Origin of the sequence: Pseudomonas sp. F1_0610 (assembly GCF_047470865.1) — a bacterium.
Lineage (GTDB): Bacteria > Pseudomonadota > Gammaproteobacteria > Pseudomonadales > Pseudomonadaceae > JAZDRH01.
In genome coordinates, this window is sequence record NZ_JAZDRH010000011.1 from 1 (window position 1) to 24,781 (window position 24,781).

21 protein-coding genes are annotated in these 24,781 nt (G+C 40.3%); 8 read left to right on the plus strand and 13 right to left on the minus strand.

Annotated elements, in window-relative coordinates; all coding sequences use genetic code 11:
- Positions 1-308 precede the first annotated feature (308 nt).
- From VQ643_RS07875 to VQ643_RS07885, 3 genes are all read left to right on the plus strand, one after another.
- Positions 309-1,625 (plus strand): DKNYY domain-containing protein, encoded by a 1,317-nt coding sequence (locus VQ643_RS07875; RefSeq protein WP_414199037.1) that lies wholly within the window; start codon positions 309-311, stop codon positions 1,623-1,625.
- A 437-nt stretch (positions 1,626-2,062) separates the two neighbouring features.
- The gene (locus tag VQ643_RS07880) at positions 2,063-3,361 is read left to right on the plus strand and encodes an acetyl-CoA hydrolase/transferase family protein (protein ID WP_414199038.1); all 1,299 of its coding nucleotides are present in this window, start codon (positions 2,063-2,065) and stop codon (positions 3,359-3,361) included.
- A 113-nt stretch (positions 3,362-3,474) separates the two neighbouring features.
- Positions 3,475-3,945, plus strand: a complete 471-nt coding sequence (locus VQ643_RS07885; RefSeq protein ID WP_414199040.1) for a hypothetical protein — start codon at positions 3,475-3,477, stop codon at positions 3,943-3,945.
- 49 nt (positions 3,946-3,994) lie between these two features.
- Here the strand turns inward: VQ643_RS07885 and VQ643_RS07890 are convergent, their stop codons facing one another.
- On the minus strand, positions 3,995-4,441 hold the full coding sequence (locus tag VQ643_RS07890; protein WP_414199042.1) for a multidrug/biocide efflux PACE transporter: 447 nt from the start codon (positions 4,439-4,441) through the stop codon (positions 3,995-3,997).
- A gap of 308 nt (positions 4,442-4,749) precedes the next feature.
- Complete coding sequence (gene pyrF / locus VQ643_RS07895; protein WP_414199045.1) at positions 4,750-5,439, minus strand: orotidine-5'-phosphate decarboxylase; 690 nt, start codon at positions 5,437-5,439, stop codon at positions 4,750-4,752.
- Between the two features lie 113 nt (positions 5,440-5,552).
- Between pyrF and VQ643_RS07900 the strand changes: the two genes are divergently transcribed.
- The gene (locus tag VQ643_RS07900; RefSeq protein WP_414199048.1) at positions 5,553-5,723 is read left to right on the plus strand and encodes a DUF2897 family protein; all 171 of its coding nucleotides are present in this window, start codon (positions 5,553-5,555) and stop codon (positions 5,721-5,723) included.
- 44 nt (positions 5,724-5,767) lie between these two features.
- Positions 5,768-7,153, plus strand: coding sequence for a class II fumarate hydratase (locus tag VQ643_RS07905; RefSeq protein ID WP_414199049.1), 1,386 nt, complete (start codon positions 5,768-5,770; stop codon positions 7,151-7,153).
- A 44-nt stretch (positions 7,154-7,197) separates the two neighbouring features.
- Here VQ643_RS07905 and VQ643_RS07910 read toward each other — a convergent pair whose 3' ends face one another.
- Complete coding sequence (locus tag VQ643_RS07910) at positions 7,198-7,851, minus strand: glutathione S-transferase family protein (RefSeq protein ID WP_414199050.1); 654 nt, start codon at positions 7,849-7,851, stop codon at positions 7,198-7,200.
- Positions 7,852-8,031: 180 nt separating this feature from the next.
- On the opposite strand from VQ643_RS07910, the gene VQ643_RS07915 reads away from it, so the two are divergent.
- Entirely contained in the window at positions 8,032-8,727 is a 696-nt protein-coding gene (locus VQ643_RS07915) for a restriction endonuclease (RefSeq protein WP_414199051.1), read from the plus strand.
- Here VQ643_RS07915 and VQ643_RS07920 read toward each other — a convergent pair.
- The 8 genes from VQ643_RS07920 to VQ643_RS07955 form a co-directional block, all read right to left on the minus strand.
- Positions 8,724-9,482 carry an SDR family NAD(P)-dependent oxidoreductase gene (locus VQ643_RS07920; protein WP_414199053.1) on the minus strand — a complete coding sequence of 253 codons (759 nt, stop codon included), beginning with the start codon at positions 9,480-9,482 and terminating at the stop codon, positions 8,724-8,726. The genes VQ643_RS07915 and VQ643_RS07920 overlap by 4 nt on opposite strands.
- A gap of 80 nt (positions 9,483-9,562) precedes the next feature.
- Positions 9,563-9,985: a hypothetical protein gene (locus VQ643_RS07925; RefSeq protein WP_414199054.1), complete on the minus strand. Its 423-nt coding sequence runs from the start codon at positions 9,983-9,985 to the stop codon at positions 9,563-9,565.
- 150 nt (positions 9,986-10,135) lie between these two features.
- A complete protein-coding gene (locus VQ643_RS07930; RefSeq protein WP_414199056.1) occupies positions 10,136-11,020 on the minus strand; it encodes a hypothetical protein in 885 nt (294 codons plus the stop codon).
- A gap of 211 nt (positions 11,021-11,231) precedes the next feature.
- A complete protein-coding gene (locus VQ643_RS07935) occupies positions 11,232-12,671 on the minus strand; it encodes a CitMHS family transporter (protein ID WP_414199058.1) in 1,440 nt (479 codons plus the stop codon).
- Positions 12,672-12,858: 187 nt separating this feature from the next.
- On the minus strand, positions 12,859-14,091 hold the full coding sequence (locus VQ643_RS07940; RefSeq protein WP_414199059.1) for a hypothetical protein: 1,233 nt from the start codon (positions 14,089-14,091) through the stop codon (positions 12,859-12,861).
- The gene (locus VQ643_RS07945) at positions 14,088-14,714 is read right to left on the minus strand and encodes a condensin complex protein MksE (protein WP_414199061.1); all 627 of its coding nucleotides are present in this window, start codon (positions 14,712-14,714) and stop codon (positions 14,088-14,090) included. The genes VQ643_RS07940 and VQ643_RS07945 overlap by 4 nt, the downstream gene beginning before the upstream one ends.
- Positions 14,714-18,397: an ATP-binding protein gene (locus tag VQ643_RS07950; RefSeq protein WP_414199063.1), complete on the minus strand. Its 3,684-nt coding sequence runs from the start codon at positions 18,395-18,397 to the stop codon at positions 14,714-14,716. Before VQ643_RS07950 ends, VQ643_RS07945 begins: the two co-directional genes overlap by 1 nt.
- 152 nt (positions 18,398-18,549) lie before the next feature.
- A complete protein-coding gene (locus VQ643_RS07955) occupies positions 18,550-20,736 on the minus strand; it encodes a TonB-dependent siderophore receptor (RefSeq protein ID WP_414199065.1) in 2,187 nt (728 codons plus the stop codon).
- A gap of 377 nt (positions 20,737-21,113) precedes the next feature.
- Here VQ643_RS07955 and VQ643_RS07960 point away from each other — a divergent pair, with 377 nt between their 5' ends.
- Positions 21,114-22,040 (plus strand): helix-turn-helix transcriptional regulator, encoded by a 927-nt coding sequence (locus VQ643_RS07960; protein WP_414199066.1) that lies wholly within the window; start codon positions 21,114-21,116, stop codon positions 22,038-22,040.
- Between the two features lie 7 nt (positions 22,041-22,047).
- On the opposite strand, the gene prfH is transcribed toward VQ643_RS07960, so the two are convergent.
- Both prfH and VQ643_RS07970 read right to left on the minus strand, forming a co-directional pair.
- Positions 22,048-22,665 carry a peptide chain release factor H gene (gene prfH / locus VQ643_RS07965; RefSeq protein WP_414199067.1) on the minus strand — a complete coding sequence of 206 codons (618 nt, stop codon included), beginning with the start codon at positions 22,663-22,665 and terminating at the stop codon, positions 22,048-22,050.
- Positions 22,665-23,804 carry an RNA ligase RtcB family protein gene (locus VQ643_RS07970; RefSeq protein WP_414199068.1) on the minus strand — a complete coding sequence of 380 codons (1,140 nt, stop codon included), beginning with the start codon at positions 23,802-23,804 and terminating at the stop codon, positions 22,665-22,667. Before VQ643_RS07970 ends, prfH begins: the two co-directional genes overlap by 1 nt.
- A 687-nt stretch (positions 23,805-24,491) precedes the next feature.
- On the opposite strand from VQ643_RS07970, the gene VQ643_RS07975 reads away from it, so the two are divergent.
- A complete protein-coding gene (locus VQ643_RS07975; protein WP_414199070.1) occupies positions 24,492-24,779 on the plus strand; it encodes a DUF3649 domain-containing protein in 288 nt (95 codons plus the stop codon).
- The last annotated feature ends 2 nt before the right edge of the window (positions 24,780-24,781 follow it).

The following is a 24,781-nucleotide window of genomic DNA, read 5'->3' on the forward strand; positions in this document are numbered from 1 at the left end:
ACATATTTTCTTAAAAAATTTTATAGGGTAGCTCACCGAATCCAGCCTAAAAAATAACTTTATTTACTTTTTTTATAGTAAAACTCTTGAGAAGCATAATTATTTCAAAACAACCTCTACTTCAAATCTCAGCAAATAATTTATTTAAGAAAAGATCTACTTCTAACAAAAAGCCCCCACAATGCTAGAATGCATAATATTTTTGATCTATTTCCAATTACTTTATGAAAACAAAACTTATTTTTTACATTTTTGGCAGTAGTCTTGCTTTGATCAGTGTAGTACTGCTATCAGGCTTGATCCTAGCAATGAGTGAGCCATCCAGTATCAGCATGGAACATGAGGGTGAGCGCATCAGCAATAGTATTTTCATCAACTATCAAGGTCAAATTTATGCCAGCGTGCCTAGTAATGGCTATCACCTTATAAAACAAGCTGATCCTGCCAGCTTTAAACTTATAGCTACAAATAGTCAACGCAATACACCCTTTGCGATCGACCAACAACAGGCTTATTGTGGTAATAAAAGTATCGCCAATTTTAGCCCTACAACAGCGGTTTATTTAGGCAACGACTATTTTACAGATGGCCATTCTACTATTTATTGCGCTCCTTTTACTGAGCAAAATCTAACCTTGTCTAGCTGGCAAAACCTAGTTGAAACTTGGCTTTATGGCTTAGGGCTAGGAGAGAAACCACAGGTTTATTTTTACCCACTAGTGCGGCTTCCAAACTCATCTACGCCTTATAAAGCGCTACTCAAGAATAATTTAGCAACTAATGGTTCAACTGTATTTTTTCGCGGAAAACTAATGCCTGATGCACAACCTGAACAAATAAAGGCCGTTAACTTACAGGATGAAGACAAGCGCCTGCGTAGCAGCCATAATCTATATCAAGATGATAATTTTGTTTATTATCACAACTATAAATTGCCCATTCCTAGCAGCAAACATATGTATAGTTTTAACGTCGGTAATCTATTTAAAGAACATTACTTATTTGACCCAACAACAGGTAATGTAGCTATGAATAACTTAGTTTTTAATACCGATTATGCTCCTTATCAAATAATGAGCCACCACGGTGGGCACGTAAATCATGTCTTATTACTGTCTAAACACGGTGTTTACTTTTACGATCAAGCAAAAGAGAAAATTAAGCGTGCAGGCGACAACCCATTTCCTGATGGTAACTGGCAAGAAATTGCACCTTTGATTTTTATCTATAACAATCACACTTATTTTTTACAAGACTCATCAATTTCAGGGCAAAAGCGTCACTCTACCGGCTTAGTTTCACGCAGTACCAGCCTGTACCAATTAGAGGAAAATACTACTGACGCATGGGAGAAAATAGCCGATATCCATTATGGTCGTTATGGGCAAATATGGCGAAAAGGAAAGGACTACTACTTTTTTGATAAGCTAGGCAAAACACAATTATCAAACACTACACTATATAGAATTGCTAACCAAACTGCAGTTAAACTATTGCTTAACCAGGCAAACCCAAATGATATTCGAAAAATGATTAAAGAGGGTGCTTTAGTAAGGGTTTCAGCAAAGAAAATTTTTCAGGCTAAAAGCCAATACAGAAATAATTTTTTAGATTTTTCAGATTAGCTATATGTTAAAAGATCAGTGTGTTAACTACAATCTTGCCTAAACTATTAAATATGACTAACATTCGCATAAAATTACTTATTTATAATTTAGTTTTTACGCCATCTTAGGCAATACTAGCCACTTTTAATTTGATAGGCTAGAGCCTAAACGCATAGAAAAATACTTCCTCAGCAAATTTATCCTGCTTTAACATCCTTATTTATTCGATACAGTATATGCAGTGATAACCAATACCTCTCTATTAAAAGCAAAATATACAAAAGGACTTTTGTGAAACTGTCCTATATGTCTCTACTCCACCTCAAAACAACCACAATAGAGACTTTCAGCTAAATTTCAAAGCAGTCTGCATGCTCTATGATGTAGCTATCTGTTTCATTCTTCGATATATCCACGCCATACAGCCAAGGCTGTATCAAGACAAAGGAACGAACATGCTTTCCATTGAGCAACAATATTTAGATAAAAAACGCACCGCAGAGCAAACCTTAGATTTACTAAAAAACGGTGACAACATTATTGTCCCTACAGGTGTAGGTGAGCCGCCCGAACTACTAACAGCCCTATCAGAACATCGTTTACGTTTTAAAGGCATTAAAGTATGGCAACTACTGGCAATCAAGCCTTATGCCTATATGGATCCAGCAACTACTGAGCATGTAAAACACAGCTCATACTTCTTAAGCGGCACAGTGCGTCAAGGTGCCAACGAGGGCTGGATTGATTTACTACCCTGCCACTTCTCATCTATTCCTAGCTTAATTAAACAAGGCCAACTACCCGCTGACGTTGTATATAGCATTGCCTCTAGCATGGATGAGAATGGTAACTTTTCATTAAGCTTAGGCGCGGACTACACCATGGCAGCTATTAGTAAAGCTCGCGCTATTATTTTAGAAGTGAACCCTAATGTGCCTTTCTGTGAAGGTGATTGCCATGTACATATTTCTCAGGTGACTGCTTTTATTGAAAGCAACCTGCCTGTAACTAGCGTACCTAGTGGTGAAATTGGTGATATTGAAAAAGCCATTGCCGCTCACGTTGCCGGCTTAATTAACGATGGCGATACCTTACAGATTGGTTTTGGTAGCATTCCTGACGCCGTTGTTACTCAACTCACTGAGAAAAAAGACTTAGGCATTCATACTGAAGTTTTAGGTGATGGCATCATCACCTTGCTCGAAAGCGGTGCCATTACTGGGGCAAAGAAAACCTTAAAGCCAGGAAAAATTGTGGCAACTTTCGCTGTAGGTACTGAACGCTTATATAAAGCCATGCACAAAAACCCTATTTTTGAAATTCATCCAGCTGACTTTATTAACAACCCAAGCATTGCCAGCCAAAATGACAATCTAGTTGCTATTAATGGCACTATGCAGGTTGATTTCTCAGGGCAGTGTGCATCTGAAACAATAGGAACACGTCTTTATTCAAGCACTGGCGGACAAACTGACTTTATCCGTACAGCCAATATGTCTAAAGGCGGTCGTGCAATGATAGTGACACCCTCTACGGCAAAAAATGGCACAGTATCGCGTATTGTGCCAACACTAACAGAAGGTGCTCATGTCTCTACACATAAAAATGATGTGGACTATGTTATTACTGAATTTGGCATTGCCAAGCTGCGCAATAAAACCCTACGTGAGCGTGCACTGGCATTAATTGCCATTGCCCATCCTAATTTTCGTGACGAACTCACTGAACAGGCTAAAGCACGCAACTTAATTTAATAGCTACCAGAGCTAGTTCATTAGCAACTAGCTCTGCAACTTGGTATTAAGTCACTACAGGAAAATAAAAATGTATTAGCATATAACGCTCTATCTTTCATCAGGAATACTTTATGAGCAGCGCAACTGTATTAAAAGAAAAAGCAAACATTTCTACTAGCAAGCACCTTATTTTATGCATATTAACAGGTGGCTTTTTCAGTCTAATGTGGCTCTATCGTTTGCTGCCTGAATTTAACCGTATAACAAATAGCAAAATTTCATCTGATGGTATTTTATATTTTTCTGCCATTAGCGCATGGTTTACTTGGGTATTTATTCCTAAAAGTATTAACTTTGATAACATTATTATAACGCTAGTATTACTTCTAATAGCCTTACTGATTTCCTCTATCTATTTCGCTCTTATTACAATTCTTGTATTTCAAATGCGTGCAGCACTGCAAGAGTATGCGAAAAAAGAGTTTTCAATCGAACTAAAAATAAACCCTATCTATACTTTTCTTTTTATTTTTTTCCACATTAATTACTGCATTAATGATTTAGCTAAACAAGTAGAGTTAAAGGATTTAAGCGAAAAGTAGAAGGTCCCCAAAAAAGCCCCCCACGCGCAAGGCTATGGAGGGCTTAATGTTAAGCATTATGGGCAAACACATTATCTTCAATCAATTTAGAGCGAACATAATCATACAACCAGTTAAAGCCGAATGTATAGAATAGGTAGAATATTAAAAGACCTACATCCATAATAAATGCTGCTAATAAACTGATAGAAAGGCTAAGTGCAACAACAGGCACACTAATTATAATAAAACTTAGCTCAAAACCTAAAGCATGCATAGCCCGAATTTTAAAGCTGCGCGGCGCTTGTGTTGGAGGACAAATTTTATCAAAGCCCATGTTGTAAACAATATTTAGAACCATAGCAATAGTAGATAATATAATAGCTACTATACCAATATCCCAAATAGACTTATCAAGTAACCATGCGCTAATAGGCGCAGTTAAAAGGATAGAAATAATTTCAAACAGCATAGCGTGAGTCGCACGCTCAGCCATTGAGCGAGGATACGTTTTCATGGAACACCTACATTAAAAAAATAAGTTTTAAAAATTTAATGTAGCGACGCTAAGCATAGAATTGGTACACAACACCAATAAAGAAAATCATAGGACACACGAAAGTTTAGTGAGGCAACTTGAACACGTATTAGGTGGTTATGGCTTTGCCTTTTCCATAACAAACAGTGGAACAGCGAAAATTTAAATCCTCTTTTTAAGAAATTTGCAATATCTTAGCAAAAAATTAAGCCCTATTCTTAAGCTAAAATGCAACAAAATATTTCACTGATTGACAGAGGTCACTATCAATCAGTGGAAGCTCCCACTTATACAAGCGATTGGACTATTTCTTCTAGCCTATCTATTGGCTGCTCTGCTTTAGTTATTGGCCGGCCAATCACCAAGTAATCAGACCCCGCTTGTATAGCTTGTTTAGGCGTTAAAATACGTTTTTGATCATCTAACGCACTACCTGCTGGACGAATGCCAGGCGTTACTAATTGTAGACAGGCGAATTGCTCTTTTAGCATAGGTGCCTCTTGTGCAGAACAAACTAGGCCATCCAAACCCGCTTGCTGTGCTAGCCCTGCTAAACGCAATACCTGCTCTTGTGGTTGCACATCAAGACCTATACCTGCCAAATCCACTTGCTCCATGCTAGTCAATACGCTAACACCTATTAATAATGGATTGGCTGTAGTACGTTGCTCTAGCACTTCACGACAAGCCTGCATCATGCGTAAACCTCCTGAACAGTGTACATTTACCATCCATACGCCTAATTCTGCTGCCGCCTTAACCGCCATTGCGGTAGTGTTGGGAATATCGTGAAATTTAAGATCTAAAAAAACCTCAAAGCCCAGTTTGTGCAAGGCTTCAACCACAGCCGGCCCGCTTCGTGTAAAAAGTTCCTTACCAACTTTTACTCGGCACAGTGTTGGATCTAGACGCTTTGCCATAGTCAAAGCCTGTTCTTGGCTAGGGAAATCAAGAGCGACAATAATTGGAGTGGGCATAATAAAATCTCATAACTGCATTTAGCCTATTGTACCTTGAGTTAACACTAAACGCTGCATACCGCTTTATTTTCCTATCTGTTATGCTGTTAAAACAGCTTAAGGAGCAAAGTATGCCTTGGTATATCTGGTTATTAATTGCAGGGGTTTTAGGTTCTATCGTGGGCAGCCTTTTGTTGTTGCGTAGCACAGCAAAACAAATGCCTATTGATCCTCAAGCGCTAGAGCGCATGAAAGAACGCAATAAACAACTAGAAGCTCAAGAGCAACAAAATAAAGATTAAGCCAATTGTGTTTAGCCGCTAACCTTTTTGTTTTGGAGCAACAGATGTCTCGTATAGAAAGTGATAGCTTAGGTAATATTGAAGTTCCACAAGATGCTTATTGGGGCGCTCAAACCCAGCGCTCTAAAGAAAATTTTGTGATTGGCAAGCAAAATATGCCAATTGCGGTAATTCATGCTTTGGCTATGATTAAGCAGGCTGCTGCACGCGTTAACTTACGCCATAAAGATCTTGATCCCAACGTAGCCAAGCTCATTGAACAAGCAGCCCAAGAAGTCATTGATGGTAAGCTGGATGAACATTTCCCATTGATTGTTTGGCAAACAGGCAGTGGTACGCAAACCAACATGAATGTCAATGAAGTCATTGCGGGGCGTGCCAATGAACTAGCCGGAAATGGCCGTGGTGGCAAATCACCTGTGCACCCTAATGACCACGTCAACCGTGCACAAAGCTCTAATGACTGCTTTCCTACAGCCATGCATATTGCTACGTTGCAAGCGACCTATCAGCAATTATTGCCTTCCATTAAAACCCTACGTGATGCCTTGGCCAAAAAAGCCAGCGAATACAAAGATCAGGTTAAAACGGGACGCACCCATATGATGGATGCCACACCTATTACCTTTGGCCAAGAGCTTTCAGCCTTTGTTGCACAACTGGATTATGCCCAAGCTGCTATTGAAACCAGCCTTCCCGCCGTAAGTCATCTTGCACAAGGTGGTACAGCTGTAGGCACAGGTTTAAATGCCCCTATAGGCTTTGATCAAGATATTGCCCAAGAGCTAAGCGCTATTAGTGGTCTAAAACTGATTACTGCACCTAATAAGTTTGCCGCCCTTGCTGGCCAAGAAGCTTTAGTGCAATTTTCAGGCGCCTTAAAAACCCTCGCCATGGCGCTAATGAAAATTGCTAACGATCTACGTTTACTTGGCTCAGGCCCTCGTGCTGGTATTGCCGAAGTACTGCTTCCAGCTAATGAGCCTGGCAGCTCTATTATGCCTGGCAAAGTTAACCCAACTCAGTGCGAGGCCTTGTCTATGGTAGCTTGCCAAGTAGTAGGCAATGATGTTGCGGTGACCATGGCTGCTAGCCATGGGCATTTACAACTAAATGTATTTAAGCCTGTTATTATCCATAACATTCTGCAGTCTATTGAACTATTGGCAGATGGCTGTCGTAACTTTACTAGCCATTGTATTGATGGAATGCAAGCTAATACCGTACAGATGGCGCAGCATCTAGAAAATGGGCTCATGTTAGTTACTGCTTTAAATCGCCATATTGGATATGACAATGCAGCAAAAATTGCCAAAAAAGCCTATAACGAAAACAAAACGCTACGCTCAGCAGCCATTGAGCTAGGTTTACTAACAAGCGAACAGTATGACGCTTGGGTTAAACCAGAAGAAATGCTTGCACCTAAATAGTAAAAACCCACGTAGCCAAACTATAGCTACGTGGGGTCTATTTGTTATACGCCTAGTTTTTGTAAGATTTTAGTTTCATGTGCTAAACGCTTTTGGCCTGCCTCGCGCCCAAAAACCCGTGCTTTATGCGCTACCAAATTAGGCCAACGTTGCTCATCCAAACGCTCTTTAGCATACTCAAAGTTAATCCACTGAGTAGCGACTGCAATATCGGCCAACGTAAAGCGATTACCGACAAAATACTCATTACCATTGAGTTGTGTTTCTAAGTAATCAAAATGCTTAGGTAATTTGCTTAACGCTTGCTGTACCTTTTCTTCATCACAGCTTTTACCCATCATGGGCATTAAAGTACGATTAAAGAACACCGTAAATGTTGCCAAAGGCGCTACTTCATAGTCAGCGTATTTTTCAAACCATTCCACCTTGGCTTTTTCAGCTGGTGTATCACCTAGCAGATTGGTTTTTCCACCGTATTTACGTTGTAAATAATGGCAAATAATAGCTGAGTCAGATAGATCTAAATCGCCATCACGTAATGATGGAATGCGCCCTAGAGGATTAATCTCCAAATACCAATCAGGCAACATGCCGGGCATGATATTTTCTAGCTGGTATTCCAAACCTTTTTCTTCTATAAAAAATAACACCTTACGCACAAACGGAGAAAGTGCTGCTCCATAAACTGTCAGACTCATAATTTTCTCTCTGTCAACGCCTGAAAAGGCAGGATGCTATAAGTAACCCAAAACAGTAAAGCATTAGTTTTGCAAAGTTTAAAGATATATAAATCGTTATTAGGCTAGCAAAAAGTATAAACAACTGTATACTTATACACCTTAATTTAATAAGCGTTTGATTTACTTAAGGTGTTTAGTTTGAGCCACGGCAAGCAAACTCGATATGGCGTTCTAAAACGGCATTCGCCTTGGCTGTTTATTTACCGCATCAGCCAACTACATTTTGCATTAGGGCTAAGCCTGTTTGTTGGGCTATCGCTAGCGTATTGGTACTATTTAGGCTTTTGGCTGCCTTGGCATGGTTTTAAACCCATTATTTCACTAAATGGGCTTGATCCTTCGCGTTTAATGCATATGATCCTTTTTAATATTGCCTATTTGTCACAACTCATTGTTTTACCTCAGGCGTTATTTGGTATGTTTGTTGCTCCTTTTAAACGCTACCAACGTACACGCTTGGCACGCAAGGTGGCTAATGCAAGGAATCCTTTAAAAGCCCTTAGTAAACTTTCTTGGGAAGAATTTGAAACTCTTACAGCAGAAGTTTTTAGTAGCCAAGGCTATAAGGTGCAAGAAACTATTAACGGCGCTGATGGCGGTGTTGATGTGATTGCTAAACGTAAAGGCAAAGTTTATCTCATACAATGCAAGCATTGGACAAGCCGTGTTGGCGTAGCCGTAGTAAGGGAAATGGCGGGAATTGTTGCTACCAGTAAAGCACAAGCGGGGATTATCGTAGCCACTAATGGCTTTTCTTTAGATGCCCAACGCTTTGCTGAGCAATCTCAGGTTGAGCTGATTGATGGCCCAACCCTAATTGAGCTATTACACTAATCTCTATCTATAGCAAATGCCGACCATGCTTGACGGGTTGGCATTACTTCTAAGCGATTAATATTGATGTGGTGGGGCAAACTCGCGACATAAAAAACCAACTCTGCAATATCTTCTGCTTCCAGTGGTTGTGTACCTGAATAGAGTTTATCAGATGCGGCTTGATCGCCTTTGGTGCGCACTAACGTAAATTCTGTTTCAGCCAATCCTGGTGCAATATCTGTAACACGAACACCTGTGCCTAATAAATCACAACGCAAATTATAACTAAACTGCTGCACAAAGGCTTTGCTGGCGCCATAAACATGGCTACCTGGATACGGCCACTGCCCTGCAATTGAACCAATATTAATAATACTGGCGCCCTTCCCTGTGGCAATTAAGGTATTTACCAGTGCATGAGTAACATTTACCAAACCCGTGATGTTGGTATCAATCATAGTGTGCCAATCACTGAGATTAACTTTTTGTGCAGGCTCTGGCGCTAATGCCAGTCCAGCATTATTTAATAGGCAAGTAATCTGTTTAAAAGCCACAGGTAAGCTGTCAACTACTGTTTGCACTGCGTGACTATCACGCACATCCAACTGAGCAATATGCACAGGTACTTGCTGACTTAGCTCTGCTGATAGCTCAGTGAGCCGTTCTAAACGGCGCCCTGTTAACACCAAAGACCAGCCTGCTTTTGCAAAGCGACGCGCAGCTGCTCGTCCAAAACCTGAGGTTGCCCCCGTAATAAAGGCTACATGTGCCATGCTTAACTATCTCTTAGAATTCAGAATGCATCAAACTACCTTGTTCATAACCCAAAAATCAAACCTTCTGCTTATAAATTTTAATCCAATTTAGTAATTTGCACGTTAAACCAGTTTTGTATTTCATTAGGTGTTTCGTAACGATTAAGCCAATGCTTAAAATGAATATCGTAATCTAATTTAACTAGCAACTGTTTTAATTTACCTTCTGTCATGTCCAACAAAACCATGCCGTCTTGGCTGCGCTTATTACTTTGTCCATAACGAAATGAACAAAATAGGGTTCCATAGCTTTTTAGTAAGGATAAATAGTGGCTGATAATGCGATAAAGTTGGTCATAGTCTAAAAAACGTAAGACTTCTCTTGCCCAAATACCTTCGTACTTTTTTTCTTCCTGCATAAAGTCATTGCTCAAACGCAGCAGATCCTGAGCATTGGCGATAGGCCTATAATCAAGCTGATAATCCTTATCTAAAAAGTATTGCGCATCTGGGCTATGCATTGGGCATAAATATAAAATAGTGCCATACTTATTTACCTTCTCTAGAAACTCATCGTAAATATTTGCCCCCTAGTCAATTTGAAAACTGTCTGAAATAGTTTCTTCATAGAAAATATTAAAAATCTGCTGCTTATCCATAGCTCGCCCTATTCAATTTTCTATAACTAACAAGTTTAGCGGGATTTGCTTGACGATCTGTGTTTGTTGCAGTAATCCTTTAGCACTTTTAGTAATTAGTAATAAGTATTTTGCTAATGGCGATTCTGGATAACACTCTACATACTTATCCAAAGCTTTGTTATAAGGAAGCTGTTGTACGTTGAGTTGATAAGTGTTAGCTATTTTTTTTAGTGAATCCAATACTGGGAGCAAAATATGAGTATAGCCTTCTGTTAACGCAATATTTACGCCTCTACTATCAAAATCCCCATAGTAAATACAAGGCAGCCCTTGCTGCACAGCTCTTGCTTTTAACGCAACACAACTTGTAGCTGCTTGGTCATGGCCTTTATAAACTATCAACGCTAGCCTAGTATTGAGCGCCTTTTCTATAAAAACCAATGCATCTTTGCTGTAAAAAACATCCAGATTTTCTACCACTACTAATGCTTTGAACTGCTGTAAATTGAGAGTTCTATAGTCAACATCTAAATAATAAAAACACTGAGGCTCTAGTAATTGACAGGACAAATAGTGTGCATTTATTGCGCAAACTAAATGATTAGCGCTAGGAGCTAAACGCTGATTCTTATTTTCCAGCATGTCATCTTCAATTTGCTCCATTGAAGTTTTACCTGCTGATATTTTATTTATTGATGCAAGGTTAAGTTGAGCCAGTGTGTGTTCAATTTTCGCAATTAAATCTGTGTCAATGCGCAGTTTATGATTCGCCCGAAGGTGCTGCCGCAAATCTATATCATAGTATTCACACCATGTTTTTATTTGCTCTACAGCTTTCATGGCTAGTGGTTTATCTTGGGGCATTTTATTTTGGGCGTTACGCAAAACTCTGAGTGCAGTTCCACTTAAAATCATTTTGCCTGCTCCCTACTTTTTATGCTTACATAGCTAAATACTAGATATGTCATAGTTGTAACAAGAAACCCAATTACCCTGCATGAATAACCGCACAAAATTTATAGATTTATGCAAAGAAGATATCAAAAGCTCTCTGGCTTACATTATTTTATTCTTAAAGTAAAAACCGGCTCAAATTAAGCCGGTTGCTTACTTGCCATGATAACCCTTAGTACAGCCCCATAACAGCACCAATACCTAAGGTAAAGAAACTAAAGAGCCAAATCCAACCAAATGAATAACGCAAATGTTTCCCCATATCTGTCCCAGCTAATCCCATGGCAAGCCATGCGGCTGGCGAGAACGGGCTAACAAAAGTTCCCGCATTATTCCCAATGGCCATGGCATGCACCACTGAGGCGGAGTTAACTCCAGCTGTAACTGTCACATTCTGAACAATAGGCAGTAAACCATAGTAATAAGCATCAGTACTGGTAAACAGATCCAAAGGCACCCCTAAAATACCTACAACAACATGTAATTTACTGACTAGAAAATCAGGCAGTATATAGGTTAGATTTAATGCCGTTGCTTTAAGCATTCCACTGCGATCCAACACGCCTAGAAAAATACCCGCTGCTAAAATAATAGCTACCATACTTATCGCTTGCGGAGCATGTTTAGAAACAATCTGCATTTGTTCTTTTGGCGTACTGTAGTTAAACAATAATGCAAGGGACAACACGATCATAAAAACCAATGTGGCTGGCAACAGACCAAATGCCAAGCAAATAATAGCGCCCACAATTAAGCTCGAGTTAAGTAGAGGCCGGACTGGTTTTTTAACTTCACTTGAGCTTTCATCTTTTGTTATATCTAGCTCATCTTTAAGTAAACTGTCCATTTGATAAGGTGTAGTACCCTTGGCGGCGGCTGCAACAATGCGTCGTTTCTCGCGTACTCCCATAACAGCAGCAAAAGCTACAGAGCCGAGAATACCTAGCACTTGCACTAAAATAAGTGGGCGCCACAAGTCTGATACTTCTAGATTGGTTACACTGGAGGCACGCCCTAAAGGTCCTCCCCAAGGTACCATATTCATCACGCCCATACTGATACACATAATCAGTAACATCAAATAAGGACTCATGCCTAAACGTTTATACAAGGGTAATAACGCAGGAATAATAATTAAAAAAGTAGCCGCACCAGAGCCATCTAGATGCACTACAGCAGCTACTAACGCAGTGATCATACAGACCACTATGACGTTACCTCTTGTGATGCTTACTAAGCGACGAATCAAGGGATCGAAGATGTGCAAATCTTTCATGATACTGAAAAATAAAATAGCGAATAAAAACATACTCGCTACTGACGCAACCTTTACAATTCCCCAATTAACATAGTTCGCAAGGTGCTTAAAACTGTTACTTATAACATCCTGCCAGCTTGCCTCAGCTAAAGCTGCCAAAGCTTGCTCCCGCGTATGCTGATCTGTCAAAATATCTTTGTTTAGTTCCACCATGGCTATTTCCGGCATCAGTGCCACCGCAATAAAAAAGCCAACAACGGGAATACAGGACATCGCAATAATGGGGTTCAACTTCCCCATCATGAGCAAGGCCACAATGGTTACAATAATCAAAATACCTATTAACGTCAGCAAGTTAAGCTCCCTCTTTTGAATAATTTTTAGATGCAGTAGTGGCCCTAAACAACCTAGCAGTAGTTATCTACCTTTGCTATTTTTGAGCTAAGTATTAACCATTAACACCCAAGCAAAATACTTAGCTTTAAGAAAAAAAACATTGACTGGCCACTAATAAATCATAGATAGCATTTAGCTTAATAATTCAGACTAAAACAACTTCTACATCTTTAATCCATAACACCTCATTCCAGTAACTTGCGTAGCTTTCATCTCGGATGAGCTTAAATTTCTTCTGCTCTAAATCAGGTAAAGCATCATAGTAACCTATTACTTGAAATAGCCACATTTCACTATCCCAGTTCAACTGGCTTTGCACTAAATGCTCAACTGCGCTAAGTTTTCTACGTGTATCTAGTACTTCAATATAAAAGTTTTCAACATCCAGTTTTAGCTGTTGTTGGCGCGCTTGAATTTGCTCATCTTCAAACCAGACTATAACGCTATCTAAATTCACATCTATAGCTGTATCTAAACGCTGGCGAGCTGGTTGCTCTTGCACTAACTCAGCTAATAATGGTAAGTCTTGTGTTCTATCTAAGGCTAAATTCACTTTCGCTAACAGAGGGCTAGCTTGATTAATCAGATCAGGAATAGCAGCACGTAAAGCGTAGTTCTCAGGTGTGAACTTAGGATGTGTCCGCAAAAAGTCGGACATCTGCTGAACTAACCAGCTACGTTCTTGCTGCTTGCGAAAGCGCGCAATCAGCTCCAATAAGCGCTGCTGCACTTCTCGCAAGCTACTATAGTGAGTGCTCATATGTGCCTGAAATTGGCTCACAAGCAGTTTACGCAGAGCACCATTTAACCCTGCATTTTCTATGAGCCGATCAAAATCAATTAAGGCAAAACCATCAAGTAAGCGCGTTACTTGCTTTTGGGCGCGCTGATTTTCGCGAATTTTCTCAGTTAAACTGGAAACAAAAGCAAAATCGGTATTAATACGTTTCCACAAGCTATCAATAGCACTAGAGAAGTTACTGTGTATACCATCTACTACTTGGGTTAGATGCAGCAGGTGATCATCTGCCAATAAATAGTCACCGCGGTAATAAGCTTCTTTATAAGATTCAACAAGCGCTAGAATATGCTCTAAGTCTTCAGCAACATCCGCATTCACTGTGCGACGCTTTTCGTCGGCTAACATTTGTGCAATAAGATCGCACACTACTTTAGTCAACTTTAAACCAGATTGTTCATCAGGGCGCCATAGAATTTGTGCATTGATTAATTTGCGTAGTGCCTGCTCAGTAAATGCGGCTTCATCAATAAACTCACTAAGATATCCATCCATTAAGGCTTTAGCGTGAGTGCCTAATAAACTTAAACGTTCTATTCCCGTTTGAACAAAAGAGCTGGCAACCTCTAACTTACTCATATTTCCAGTCCTTGCTGAGTATGTTCTGGTTCTTCAAACGCTAGCCTTTCCTCATCACGAATAAAGCGCACTAAATCTAATAGATAATCAATTTTTCCAGTTACGCGATAGTTTTGGCGGTCAGTGTGTGGCTGTTGCAAATAACCATGTTGCATAAGGCGATTAAAAATCTGCTTAATTTGCAAGGCTAAATCATCACTGGTTGATGCAAAAAACTTATCTGAGGCCAAACGTGCTACACGCTCACGTAAACTAGGATTATCTTGGCTGCGCAATACAAATTCAGGGGCTTGAATAATATCGCCTGCAACTGGCGTAGCATCTAAGCCTAAAGTTTCTTGTACTAAAGCAAACCATTCGAGTAAGGGAAGCAGGCTATTCATGGTGGTAGCCAGTTGACTACTGAGTTCTTCTCGTACTTTAGGCGTTACCTCAAGCCAAGCTAAAAACCAAACGCTTTGCTCAGCATTGCTTGCCAATCTACGGTTAAGTGGGCGCAAATAAGTATCAAGCTGCTCACGTACCTCTTCATTTTGTAAATGACGAAATGCGTTGTCATCGCTGATCTGGCAAATAAACTGCCCCTGTAGTAATCGTTCAATTAAGTGGCCGTATTGCAACATTAGCGTGCCTCCTCTAATGCCTGAAGACGTTGAGATAAGCGGCTTAACTGAGGCTCAATACGTTTGAGCTGGCTACTTTGAGTAATGGCTTGTTTCTCAATTAAATAGCGATTTTTGAACAACATCAGCACATCAGACTCTGGATTAGGGAAGGCGCCAACTATGTAAATATTATTGGCTTGGCAAGCATTAAATAATTTTTCCACATTGCGATAAGCTAAAGTGCCTATTTCGTCAATTGGCCAATGAATAGCAATTTGCGCATTACCGCGTAGTAAGCGTGTGAAAGCGAGCAGGAACTTACACAGAATCAAATAGGCCATACCATGACTAGAAGACTCTAGTAATTGACGGTCATTGCGAATCACCAAATCGGAGCCGCCTTCTGTTAAATGCAACTCCAAACGCAATAAGTTTTCAAAATTGAAGCTTTGGTCATTTTTAAGCAGATCAACCACGTCGCTAAGTACATTTAAGTACTGATCACTAGGAAAAGGGGCATCTGACTTCTGCCATTCTTCATTGAGTTTATGGAAGTGTTTAAGCGGCTGCCAAAAGTCTAATTCATCAATAGTCGACTGAATACGAACTTCAGATTTTTGAATACCTTCTAACTGCAAATCATCAGCCACTTCTTTACTGAGGCGACGGCTTTGCTCACTAATACGGCGATTTAAATCACGGAAAACCACAAAAAAAGATGAAAGTGCTTGTGAATAATTACGCCCCTGCTCCAATAGTTGATATTGCTGGTCTTGCAATAATTGAAGCATATTTTCTAAGACGGGCATTAATCGTTTCGCATTAACAAGCTGATATTCTTGTTCAATTTTTTTCTGCGCATTCAGTAAATACTGAACAAAGTCTTCATTTGCATTTTTTAATAAGTTATTTTGAAAAGCATTACTGGAGTCTTGTAACTTTCCATCCAGTTGAGATTTTTCCTGCATAGCGCGCTGAACACGCTCAATACGCTCACGTACATCACCCGTATTTTCTTCTATTGGTTGCTGGCTTTGCTCTGAAAAATCAATATTTTCCAATTGTTTGAGTAACGGCTTAATAAAGCTTTGGTATTTATCATTGTCAGCTAATATTTGAACTTGCTGGCTCACTTGCTGACGAATCTGGTTACGTAAGCCCTGATAACAAGTTTGCAACTGCGCTAAACGTTCTTCTTCAATGCGTTGCTGCTCAATCAGTAGTGCTTCTGTTTCGCTTAACTGTGGTTTTATTTGCGCCCAATCTGTGCGCATAAAACGTTGATATTCAACTAGTTCGTCTGCACGCTGTTCAGTTTCTTCAATTTTTTGAGATAACGCGCTGATGCGTTCTTCTTGTTCATGTAAACGTTTAGGATCAAGTTGCTTGGCTTCAAGTTCTTTATCAAAAGCTTCTTTTAACTCTTTGATTTGTCTTTTATTTTCTTCTCGTTTTTCCAGCAAGCTTTGTTCATATTGCTTAATTTGTCGTGTAAAAATAGCACGTTCATCTTGCCAGTCTGCTTCAAACTCTAACAAAAGATTTTTCTGTGTATGGGCTAACTCAGCTAAACGTTCTTTACGTAACTCCAATGTTTGTTGCTTTTGCCCTTCAAGCTGCTGTTTTTGCTGGCGCAACTGATCACGACGAGCAGCCAACAACGCTTTATGCTCTTCCTCTAAACGATCACGAGCCTCTCGGGCAAATTCAATATTGCGCTCGTACTTCTCTTGTAACTGTTTAGCTTGATCTAACTGTGTCTGTTTTTCCTGAACCTTTTGATTGATTGTTGCTTGCTCATTTTCAGCTGCTTTAAATTGCTCCTTTGCCTGTTCTAACACTGCTTGCGCTTGTGATAGTTGCTCGCGCAAATCAGCCTCGGCCTGTGCGTACTCGGGTAATTCAATAGCACTAAGATCAAGCTGTATATTAAAGAGCTGAGTACTCTCTGTTAACTGCAACTGTGGTGATAAATCCGTCCGTTCCAATAAGTCTTCACGAAGCACTTTACCGACTTGATTTTCCCAACCGTCTAGATGACCACGCAAGAAATGACGTAAACTTCCTTCAGCAGGATCTAGTTGTTTTGATATGTACTGGCAGTGTTGTTCTGCTTTTTGTTGCGCATGACGTACTTTAGCTAGCCGATCTAACCCTTCACGCTGATCTATCTTGAGTTTCTGGAACTCTATTTGCAATGCCGTCAATACTTTAGATTGTTGCTGAAAAGACAATTGTTCTTGTTCTAGTCGTAACTGAGCTTGCGCTTTTTCATTCTGCTCAGCCTCACTTAATGCGCTTACAGATAAACGCGCCGCCACATCCGATAATTGCTGCGTTAATTGTTCTAGTTGCGCTGAAAACTGCATCTGTAAGTCTTGGGTTTGAGCGTCATGTTCATGCTGCAAGCTGACTTTTTTGTCTTCTTGTTGAGTTCGACACTGCTCTAAACGCTCGCGTAGCTGACTAATTTGTGCTTGAGTACGCTGCGTAAATTGATCTAGCTGTTTTGCCAGCTCTAACTCGCGTGCCTCTAATTGTTGCTGTGAGTCGCCAACTGCATCACGCAATAACTGCAAGTGTTGTTTCTGTTGCTCACGATCAGCACGCCACTGAGGTAACTGTTTTTGGGCCAGTTCTAAACCTTGCATGTCAGTTTCATAAAAATGTTCATAACGTGTTTGCAGATCAGTTAAACGTGTTTGTGTTGTCTGTAAATCACTACGAATTTGGCTAAGTAAGCTTTGCAGATCGGTGCGCTGTTTGTCATAAATCTCATGTTGCTGGGCTAATTCGGCCTCTAATTGTGTTTTTTCCTTATCGGCTTGCTGGCTCGCTTCGGTTAGTAAAGCACTGTCTTTTTCTAAAAGTGGGTACAGCGCAAATAGTTGTTGTTCGGTATTAGTTAATGCTTGGGCTAGCTGTTGCACCTTACTAAATTCTTTTCTAAGACTATCAAGATGCATGGACTGGCGCATGTTTTGCACCCACTCACGCACCTGACTGCTACGTAACTTGTTCACCGGCACAACAACGCCATCTTCTTCAAAAATAGCCGCTAGCATTGTTTTCAGCGTATCCATTTTGCCTTCTTTGGCATGCACAGCAGAGACTAGCTTTTCCATATGACGAATACGATGTCCAGCCTTGACTAAGCTAAACTGAGCTGCTAATTGCCGTAATTTAAGTCCATCTCGGCTGTTTTTTAGTTGGCTAAAATCATTTTGTATAACGCTACGATAATCTGAGGTGGCTTGAATTTTATAAGAAAAATCAAAATGTTCGGAATGACGTTTAAGGTCACGTAAATGGCTAGCAAACTCTTCATTAGTGAAGACTTGCAGACCATTTTCTGTTTCTTGAAGGTACTGTTGTGGTTCAAAAGGTGCGCTAATAAAGCGGTATTCAACTCCGGCATCACGACTATTTGTTAGCACCACCTGGCAGGTATTACCTTCTTCACGGGTATACTCATAGACCAAATAGGAGGTTGGATGAGGTAAATAAAACTCATCAAATTTTTTGCGTGTTTTAGGCACTACCTTATTAGGTAGCTCGCCATAAAAGACTGGCACTAATCGCTGTAATGTGGTTTTCCCTGAAGCGTTGGTCCCACATATATTCGTGTGCCCATCCAAAGACAATTCAACAACACCATCCAAGTGGCCATGAATCATAATGATCCGTAGTAAATGGGACATAAGCTAACCTTGCCTTACTGCGTGAAAATGATTCTATTATTCCATAGATAGTCCAGCACCACAGCATTGATGTTCACAATCTGTATGCCCTTTGATTTAAATAAAAAAGGCACCTAAAAAGGTGCCTAAAGCTGTGGTAGTACGATTTATTTTTAGAAGGAAGCTGTGACTGAGGTATAAACCGCTCGACCTGGCTCGTTATAGGTTTTAGCGCCAGCGACAACACTATTTCCCTCACGATATAAGCGCTTATCAAATAAGTTATTCACTCCAACGGTTAAACGATAATTTTTATTGAATTTATAAGTGCTTGCTAAAGAAGCGATTGCATATGGTGACTGTTGGCGACGTGCATCTCCCTCTAACTCAGCACCACGATAGCTGTATTTAGGTGGCGTTTGTTTGCCATACCAAGAAACATTAGCATTCAAAGACCATGCCTCTGTTACTTGCCAGTCATACATTGAGTTCACTGTAAATTTAGGAATAATTGATAACGGCTCATTTGTACGCTTATCTTTCGACTGTACCATATAAGTAAAATTGGTTGTCCACGTCATACTATCTGAAACGGGGACCAATAAACTGCCTTCAAACCCCTCAACAACAGCTTTAGGAACATTCTCCCACTGGAAAATATAACGCCCTTTATCAGTCAGCCCTAATGTTTCATGGCCTGCTTGCACTTTATTCTTATAGTCATTTCTAAACCAAGTTATACCTGCTGCCCAACCATTTTTCTTAAACTCCAAACCTAGTTCTTTATTAACACTAGTTTCAGCCTTCAGTTTTTCGTTTCCTTGCAGATAACAACCTCCAGGACCAACATTCCAACAACCATTTCCTCCACTCATGAGCAAATAATTGTTATTTGACTGATAAAGATTAGGAGCTTTGTAAGCACGTGCAATACCTGCTTTCAATGTAAAATTATCATTCAATTCATGTAGGATATTTACCGCTGGACTCCAGTTATCACCTGACTGAGAGTGATGATCAAAACGTAAACCTGGAGTAAGTGTAGTACGAGCTCCCAATGCCATATTATTTTCAATAAATATTGATGTCAGATTTGACTTAGCCTTGGTGCTTCGATTGGTATCACTTACACCTAAGTTGCCACCACTTCCTTTTAAATCAAGATTATTCGAAACGGGATCATTCATTTTTTGCTGCTGCCATTCAGCACCAACAGTCAGCATTTGATCTACACCAAAGTAAAATGGGACATGCAATTCACTATGAACTGTGTAATTTTCTAATGTAATAGTTCCAAACTCAGCATCACCACTAATATTTCCCTCTACTGCTCCCATCAGACCTTCACTTAAACGGCGGTTTCGGGTCTTTTCGTATTGGATATAACTTAAGCTTGATAAATTATCCCAATCTCCACGATGTGTTAATGCATAATTTTCTCGATACATAATATTTGTTTCACGGCCAATCCAAGGTGCTCGATCAGCTACTGGATTAGCACCGCCGGCATTATTCATACTATCACCAGCAAAAATATTACCTTGACGGCTAAAGCCTGATTCAAACTCTATAATTTGATCTGGTGTAACTTGCCATTTTAACAAGCCATTGACATCTTTATTACGAACACCTTCTCGACCAGCAGTTACAAAATTTCCTATAGTATTTTTCTTATTTATATCCCCTTTATCACCCTCTGTTTTATTAAAGTTACCGTACACACGATAACTAATACTTTCAGAAAGCGGTCCACTTAAGCCAAAGTCAATACGCTTAGTGGCTCCCTCAGCTTTATGCGTAGGAAAATTTGTAAATACAGTCACATTTCCATGTACTTCTTCTGTTGTCCCTTTAGTGATGATATTAATTACACCACCGGCTGCGCCTGAGCCATAGCGTGCTGCCGCTGGGCCGCGCAATACTTCGATGCGCTCAATTTGGTCGGCAGGAACCCAGTTTGTGTCGCCACGAGAATCACGATCACCACGCCAGCCATAACGTACAGCATTGCGTGAGGATACAGGTTTGCCGTCTACCAAAATCATGGTGTTTTCAGGGCCCATGCCACGAATATCAATTTGTCGATTGTTACCACGAGCACCTGAGCCACTATTACCTGTTAAGTTAACCCCTGGCTGTTTGCGTAAAATCTCTGAAATATCATTTACAGGGGGCATTTTCTCAAGATCTTGCGCCGTAATAATAGACACACCCGGAGCTTGTTTTAATTCCTCTTGAGCTGTAACAAGGGTTTTCCCTAACTCTACTGGTTCTTGATTATTGGCTAATGCCTGCATACTCAACCCTGCAATACATATAGCTAATAACGTGGGTTGCAGCGTCAAACCTTTGCGACTCATGTATAGATCCTCGATGATGGCAATTATTTAAAAACGAGCGAGATCATGGCTATTGGATAAATCGCAATAGCTGGCTCATTCTGAGTAATTTGTTTGTTACAGCCTTGAGAGAATTAAGGTAAATAGCGCGTTAAAAGCATGCCTCCACAAAACTAAGAATTTGCTATTTACCTTAATAAAGGCGCCTGTACGCATCAGCCGACAGGCAAGATTTGCTCTTAATCGCAGTGTTTTTTTGTGATTTAAAATCAACCAATTTAAAACACCACTTTTAAAACAAATGATAATTGTTATCATATGCGATAATTTATTTTTAGATATTTGAGCGCGACAGTCTTTTCTTTGCGCTAGCCAATTTTTCTTATAAGGTAACGCCAGTGACCAGCACAGCTCATGTACCCATGCACAAAGGCCATCATTTCCAAGGCATTTTAAGGTACGCACAGCTACAAAATGGTTTGTCTATGCACTGCACAGATGGTACTCATACACAAAGTATCTGCACTCATTCTTCCATTAGCCCACGTATAAACTTATTGATTGTTCTCAAAGGCCAATGCCATGCCATTTATGGTGATACCGCCTTTACTTTCGGCAGTAGCCTTACAAACTCTAGTATTACTAGTGAGATTTCATTAGTGGCTTTTTCTGAGCAGGAGTCTTTTCAGCGCGTAGCCGATGAAGGAGAACATGTTTCGAAATTAGTCTTAGGTTTAGAACAGCAATGGCTTGAAAATGTGGGATTAAGCACTTGTAGAGAGTACCAGCAGATTATTGATTTTCAGCAAAAACACCTAACGCAGCAGCGCGTGCTAAATTGCGCCGCCATTGAGAATATGACTCAACGTATTTTAATGACAGAGCCTGATCATTTCTGTCAACGTCTATTAATACAAGGCTTAACTATTGAATTAGCAAGCACTGCACTAAATTTACTCAGTCCTAGATCTGAGCAGTCTATTAGTGCGCTTAGCTCTTATGAACAAAAACGTGTTAGCCGCGTTATAGAACTCCTCAAAGCTTGCCAAAGCTCAACAGAGCTATCTTTAGATGAAATTTCTCGACAAGTTGGTAGCAATAGCACTACGTTGCAGCAACACTTTAGACTAGCCACGGGAATGAGTATTTTTGAATACTTACGAACAGACAAATTGACTCAGGCAAAAACAGCATTAGAAACACAACATATTAGTATTACTGAAGCTGCACTTTTAGCCGGTTATTCCAGCAGTAGTAACTTCGCCACTGCGTTTAAACGCCTATTTGGCTTAACCCCGCGCCAAGTGCAACGTCAGATTTTTTAATGCACTATTATGTTTGAAGGTTAAACGCCATACCTTTAAATATTAGGCTGGCATCACCACATTGCAGCTGATGATGCTGTATCCTCATAGCTGCTCTATCTTGCGCCTTATGCTCCTGAGCCAAAATTTCCAAGCGTTGTGCTAATACAAGCAAAGCCAGTTTCTTATTAGCATGTTGGCTAGATTCTGCTTCCATACGCACACTAATACCAGAGGCTTTATGCGTTACTTGAACCGCTGAATCTGTTGTATTGACATGCTGCCCTCCGGCGCCAGAGGCTCGACAGGTGCGGATTTCAATTTCGCTGTCCATGACCGGTTGACTTGGTGTATAGACTGCAACGCCAATAAACCAGTTTTTACGCTTATGGTTAGGCCGAAACGGGCTTTGCGCAATCCACAGCACAGTACCTCGCCAACGCTCTATTAGCGTATCAACCGCCTCTCCTTTAATCATCAATAGTATTGAACGTGGAAGCTGTGAGTGTTTTTCCTCTTGTCGCTCTATCAGTTGGCACTGCACTTTTAACTGACTGGCTTCGTGTAAAAAACGTTTTACCGCCTTATCAACCGCCAAACAGCATTCTGCTGGCCCTTGTGCTGCGGAGAATTGAATTAACGGCATTAGCAACAATCTCCCTGTTTCTTGTAGCTCAATACCGGAACAAAACGTGCTACCAATTCAATTAGTCCTGCTTCTAATAAAGACTCAATCACTGTTTCAATAGATTTATAAGCTTGCGGGGCTTCTTCATACATCAGCTCACGATCCTGACAAACAACACGTCCTCCTAGCGAAGTACGCTGCAAGTCTTGTAGACGAAAACGATCTTTTAAGCGTTCTTTACAGTCTTTACGCATCCACTTTCGCCCCGCTCCATGGGCCAGTGATAACAAGCCAGCTGTATTACTTGTAGGTTTCACCAAGTAACTGTAATCACCCCTTGATCCTGGAATCATGACCAAACCTGAAGTGGAAGGCGCAGCACCTTTGCGGTGCAACCAGCCCTGCACAGCATCAATTTCACAATGCTCAACAAAGTTATGGGTTACATCTAACAAGCAGCGCGCTTGGGTTCGCAAATTAGTGAGCAAGCGCAAGGCTATAAGCTCACGATTTTGTTGCGCATACTGCAGCGCAAAATCATGCTGGGCTAAATAAGCCAAGGCGGGCGCACTATTGGCAGCTAACCCTGCATGCGAAAAACGTAACACATGTTCTTGTAAAATGTGCTGACCAATACCACGTGAGCCGCTATGCACTAACAGTTGATAGCACTTGCTGGATAACCCTAAGGCTTGTGCTATGGTTGGATGATAAACCTTATCGAGCTTTTGCAACTCTGCAAAATGATTACCACCACCAATAGTGCCATCAGCCCATGTACCATCAGCTAATGCTGGTAGCTCAGGAAAGTTTTGCGCAATATCTTGCGCCAGTAGTGGTCTATCAATATTGCCTACTTTTTGTACTAATTTATCTAAACTGTATTTGCTTAGCTTTAAATCAGTTTGATAAAAACGCATACCACAACCAATATCATTTCCAATTAAAGCAGGGTAAAAGTGATTCACGCTAAAAAATGCAGCGCCAATAGGATAGCCACGACCTGGATGTAAATCAGGCATACCTACTGCTTTTAGCATATGAGGTAATTTTGATGTAATTTCTAATTGTTCAATAGCTTTGGACTCTATCCAAGTTGCGCTATTAGCAATATAAAACGCGCCTTGCACACGGCACGCTTGAAGGGAACTGCCCATTATGTTTTTCCATAGACGAATGAAAACTGCGCTTAATGCTAGGCATTAAACGTCTAGATTGGGCAGGTCTAGAAAGGGAATATTACTTAAAAGACCTGCAAAGTGGATTAACTAAACTCATAGCAAACCTCCTTGCAGTAAAAGAAAAATAATGATGGTGCGCATCATATACTCAACTGTTTATGTTGTATAGATAACACATGCTAAGTAAGACCTACTAGGTTAGGTGCTTATTTGGGTTAATACCGTTTTTACTGATAAACCTGCTCGACATAACAGCACAGGCTTAATAGCACGCTGCCCCGTTTGAGTGCAATATAAGTAGTATATTCTGTAAAAATATTGCCTTTATTTATGATTTTCATGCTTTATCGCGCTCAATATCGACGGCTATAGGTAGCATAAAGCCCGCACCTAAACCTACTCAACATAAGATTTAATCACTAGACCTCACAAATAATGCGCATTGCTGAAAATTCAGACTAGCTTCCACAGCAAATAACGGATTACTGCAATTTTTTATATTTTCAAGAAATAAAAAATAATTTAGCTGCACCTTTAAAGAATATAAAAGTAAAAAATACACATTCAGCCAATTAGTGAAAAATAATCATTATCATTTAGCAAGGATTTAGATTATGCTTGCGACTTCTGCCTTCTAACTACTAAATAAACTGACGTTGCTTTATGTTCGCTAAACTCTATACACGGCTTTCAAACCCCTATGTAGACCTCATTAGTCGCGGCATTTTTGCGATTTTTGGCGGCTTATTATTAACAGCGCTTATCACCATTAACCTCACTATGCTCTTACCCTTTGAGCGACCTGAAGCGGTGATGACAGCCATGATTCTTTCCTTTTTTATTTATGGCGCTATCGCTATGTGGGCATTTTGCGCTGCTTCAATTTGGAAAGCTTGGGCGTGGTTTCTAAGCGCCTGCCTCGTTAGTTATTTATTGATTTGGATGGTGTGACT

Coding starts and splice junctions, on each gene's coding strand:
- VQ643_RS07875 (WP_414199037.1), top strand. CDS start 309: ATGAGTGAGCCATCCAGTATCAGCATGGAACATGAGGGTGAGCGCATC.
- VQ643_RS07880 (WP_414199038.1), top strand. CDS start 2,063: ATGCTTTCCATTGAGCAACAATATTTAGATAAAAAACGCACCGCAGAG.
- VQ643_RS07885 (WP_414199040.1), top strand. CDS start 3,475: ATGAGCAGCGCAACTGTATTAAAAGAAAAAGCAAACATTTCTACTAGC.
- VQ643_RS07890 (WP_414199042.1), bottom strand. CDS start 4,441: ATGAAAACGTATCCTCGCTCAATGGCTGAGCGTGCGACTCACGCTATG.
- pyrF (WP_414199045.1), bottom strand. CDS start 5,439: ATGCCCACTCCAATTATTGTCGCTCTTGATTTCCCTAGCCAAGAACAG.
- VQ643_RS07900 (WP_414199048.1), top strand. CDS start 5,553: ATGCCTTGGTATATCTGGTTATTAATTGCAGGGGTTTTAGGTTCTATC.
- VQ643_RS07905 (WP_414199049.1), top strand. CDS start 5,768: ATGTCTCGTATAGAAAGTGATAGCTTAGGTAATATTGAAGTTCCACAA.
- VQ643_RS07910 (WP_414199050.1), bottom strand. CDS start 7,851: ATGAGTCTGACAGTTTATGGAGCAGCACTTTCTCCGTTTGTGCGTAAG.
- VQ643_RS07920 (WP_414199053.1), bottom strand. CDS start 9,482: ATGGCACATGTAGCCTTTATTACGGGGGCAACCTCAGGTTTTGGACGA.
- VQ643_RS07925 (WP_414199054.1), bottom strand. CDS start 9,985: ATGCATAGCCCAGATGCGCAATACTTTTTAGATAAGGATTATCAGCTT.
- VQ643_RS07930 (WP_414199056.1), bottom strand. CDS start 11,020: ATGATTTTAAGTGGAACTGCACTCAGAGTTTTGCGTAACGCCCAAAAT.
- VQ643_RS07940 (WP_414199059.1), bottom strand. CDS start 14,091: ATGAGTAAGTTAGAGGTTGCCAGCTCTTTTGTTCAAACGGGAATAGAA.
- VQ643_RS07945 (WP_414199061.1), bottom strand. CDS start 14,714: ATGTTGCAATACGGCCACTTAATTGAACGATTACTACAGGGGCAGTTT.
- VQ643_RS07950 (WP_414199063.1), bottom strand. CDS start 18,397: ATGTCCCATTTACTACGGATCATTATGATTCATGGCCACTTGGATGGT.
- VQ643_RS07955 (WP_414199065.1), bottom strand. CDS start 20,736: ATGAGTCGCAAAGGTTTGACGCTGCAACCCACGTTATTAGCTATATGT.
- prfH (WP_414199067.1), bottom strand. CDS start 22,665: ATGCCGTTAATTCAATTCTCCGCAGCACAAGGGCCAGCAGAATGCTGT.
- VQ643_RS07970 (WP_414199068.1), bottom strand. CDS start 23,804: ATGGGCAGTTCCCTTCAAGCGTGCCGTGTGCAAGGCGCGTTTTATATT.
- VQ643_RS07975 (WP_414199070.1), top strand. CDS start 24,492: ATGTTCGCTAAACTCTATACACGGCTTTCAAACCCCTATGTAGACCTC.